This window comes from Moorena sp. SIO3I6 (assembly GCF_010672095.1).
The window spans coordinates 1-3,235 of record NZ_JAAHHU010000482.1 but is presented as its reverse complement, the minus strand read 5'-3'; the positions used below and the strand labels follow the sequence as shown (position 1 = coordinate 3,235).

Genomic DNA, 3,235 nt, shown 5'->3' with positions numbered 1-3,235 from the left:
TGGCACAGGCTTCTAGCCTGTGACGGGGACTTTGAGGTTGATAAGTGTACCATCAACATGCAATAAACGCTATATTTTATTCAAAAGCTGTTCAGTGTAGTGTGGCACAGGCTTCTAGCCTGTGACGGGGACTTTGAGGTTGATAAGTGTACCATCAACATGCAATAAACGCTATATTTTATTCAAAAGCTGTTCAGTGTAGTGTGGCACAGGCTTCTAGCCTGTGACGTAGCTGATAGCTGTTCGCGAAGCGTGCGCGTAGCGCATTAGCTGATAGCTGATAACTGATAGCTGATAGCTTACTTATCAACACAATTATTTCTTTGATAAACCGGCGGTTTTATGGTACCTTCAACTATGGCTACTAATTCCAAGTTTCCGTTTTCATCAACCATTAAGGCATTGGCTTCAATGATTGGTAAGCGCTTAGTTCTAATGGCTGAATCCTGAGTAGGTCGGGCTTGTCTGTTCCTACCCTTGCGATTTCCTGGCCAATCCTCCACATCAACCCAGACTCGACTAGTTCTTTGGTAATCTTCGGGATTGGGTGGGATGCCACCGCTATTGGTAACGATAAAGCTACTTTTAGTTACCCCAGAACAACCTGCCGAGATTTGTTGACTGGGGTCAGTGGTATCTTCTGGTAATTCCACTAGTCCATTACTGGGATCTGTCTGTGTTCTGTTAATTTCTACGACTCCATCAATACCAAACTCAGAAGAAGCAGTAATCTGACTATCTGGCGACAAAAAGATGCCTTGAGCTGTGATGAGAATATTACCTCCAAGTCCTGCGATCGCATTGGCAGTAATATTGCTATTTTCTAGGGCAACTAGGTTGATGGTTTCAAGGGTGATATTACCACCAGTAGCTGTGCCACTCGCGTCAGTAGTAATATTGCTATGGTGGCGCAACAGTAATAAATCAGACTTTAGCTTAATGTTACCTCCATTTCCGGCGGCTACTTCCGCTTTTAAACTACCTTGATTGTCAAGATTAATCCCATTAGCAGTAATATTGAGATTACCGGAATCTCTGGTGCCACCACTAACAGAAATTTCAGCACTATTCTCCACAGTTAAATTAGTAGTATTAATGTCGATGGAACCAGCAGCAGCATCAGTGGTTGAGAAGGCCGATATACTACTGAAAAACTGACCATCTTCTGAGACACCCCTGACCTCAATTTCCCTTGCTTCAATCTCAATCCTGCCAGCTTTTCCCGTACCGGATGTGGAAGCATTGATCTGTGCTCCATCCAAGACACGTAAACCAACGGTTGTAATGCTGATATCGCCACCATCCCCTTCGGCATTCATTCCTACAGCAGAAATTATTCCACCCACCTCTCCAGTAAAATCTACCACCGCATCCGTTACCTCTACAACAGTCGCTCGGATCTTGATATCGCCAGCATTGCCATCTCCCAGTGTTGCGGATGTAATGGTTCCTCCCTGAGCAATTTTCAACTGCTCTGTGTCAATGGTTATATTTCCCCCGTCACCTGTGCTCCCAGGCTGAGGACCAACAAATAAACCACTGGCACCAACACCTTCCACAAGAATCTGTTCCTTAAAACCGATTATTTCGATAGACTGCGCCCTCACCGTAAGATTGGCAGCATTACCAGAGCCAATAGTTGCAGAACCAATCTGTGCTCCGTCTAATATCTGTAAGCGTTCCACATCTAAAACCACATCGCCTGCATTTCCTGCACGAATCGAGCTCGCTGAGATAAAAGCAAATCCAGCAACTTTGAGATCCTTAGTCTCGATAATTAAATCATTACCTTTGGCTGTACCAAAAACCCTTGTCGCTAAGTTACTATTAGTTGAGCGAACTGTAAACTGATCTTCCTGAAGTGCTTCCTCTGGAGTTGCACTTATCTCTATTGATTCTGTGGCTCGGATGCGCAGAATTCCCCCTGGGGTTTTTCCCAAGGTATTGGCGTTAATAACAGAACCGCTTTTGACATTAAGGTTTCTGGCTTGAATTTCAATATTGCCGCCACTGTCACCATTGGTAATCACAAAAGCCTGTTGAGTCAGGTTAATATCCCCAAACTCGGCTATCCCTTGATAACCCATTGTCCATCCTTGTGCCAGGGGGGTCACAGACACTGAACTGTTGGGTCCAACACTACCCAGTTCAATTCGTCCTGCGGATGCGGTCAATCCACCACCAGGAAAGTCTAAATTTCCCCCCAGCAAGGCAATGGTTTGCCCTGGCTCTACCTCAATCCCCACCTTGGCATCGGAATCTGGATTAATGGCTTGGGATTGGACCACTATCGACTCGGCTGTTGAACCAAATTGCACACCCATGGGTATATTAATTGTCAACAATGGCGCTTCATCTTCTGGTTGACTAGCCTTAAATTCAATGCCATCGTTAAAGACAATTTTCTCAGCTGTGGTCGCAAAAAACGAACCACCAATACTTAAGGAAGCATTTTTACCAAAACTAATCCCACTGGGATTAATCAAAAACAAATTAGCGCTGCCATTAGCACGAATCAACCCGTCAATATTTGAAATACTGCCCCCTGTGACCCGGCTGAAAATATTAGCAATATCCGTAGCATTGTTAAAAAAGGCTTCTCCGCCGGTAGGGATAGAAAATTCCGAGAAACTATGAAATAGATTATTTCCAGCGCGTTCGCCATTTTCAATCAAGAAATTGACGCTATCGTTGGTAGTAACTGTAGTCGAAACAGAGCCATCGCTACTGATTTGGGCTGTCACAACATCAGGGATGGCAAAGCTCAACACCAGAATAGTGCCAAGTAAAGAACATGGCGTTATTGCTTGGTTCATCTGTTCGTTATTAGTAGCTTGGTGTGCCCAAAGCACTTGACATTGCTAGTATTCCCACCACCAAGTAATAACTAACAGGTAGGTAAATGCTGAGTTAGCCACTGGTCAGAGTGTGACCATAAAAGTTCAAAAGCTCACAGACTAAAGTCTGGAGCCAAACAGGCTACAGGCTTTTTCCTTCCCTATTCCCTATTCCCTATTCCCTATTCCCTATTCCCTGCGCCCAGCACTATAGCTTTGTTTATGGGCGATGCTGATAGCTAACCGCTCAAACTATAACCTTAAAAATTATAATTTTAAGGTTAACTTGGCGGTCATTTACTTACTAATTATCCCATTCTTCCGAATCATCAATCATACCGGGATTAATTAGGGTAATATCATACTCATCCATTTGATCTACTGGATCAGTTGGGGTA

At 44.1% G+C, this 3,235-nt stretch carries 1 protein-coding gene; it reads right to left on the bottom strand.

The window, feature by feature from the left end:
- Positions 1–299 precede the first annotated feature (299 nt).
- Positions 300–2,816: an S-layer family protein gene (locus F6K49_RS38270; RefSeq protein WP_293105531.1), complete on the bottom strand. Its 2,517-nt coding sequence runs from the start codon at positions 2,814–2,816 to the stop codon at positions 300–302.
- Between the last annotated feature and the right edge of the window lie 419 nt (positions 2,817–3,235).

Coding starts and splice junctions, on each gene's coding strand:
- F6K49_RS38270 (WP_293105531.1), bottom strand. CDS start 2,816: ATGAACCAAGCAATAACGCCATGTTCTTTACTTGGCACTATTCTGGTG.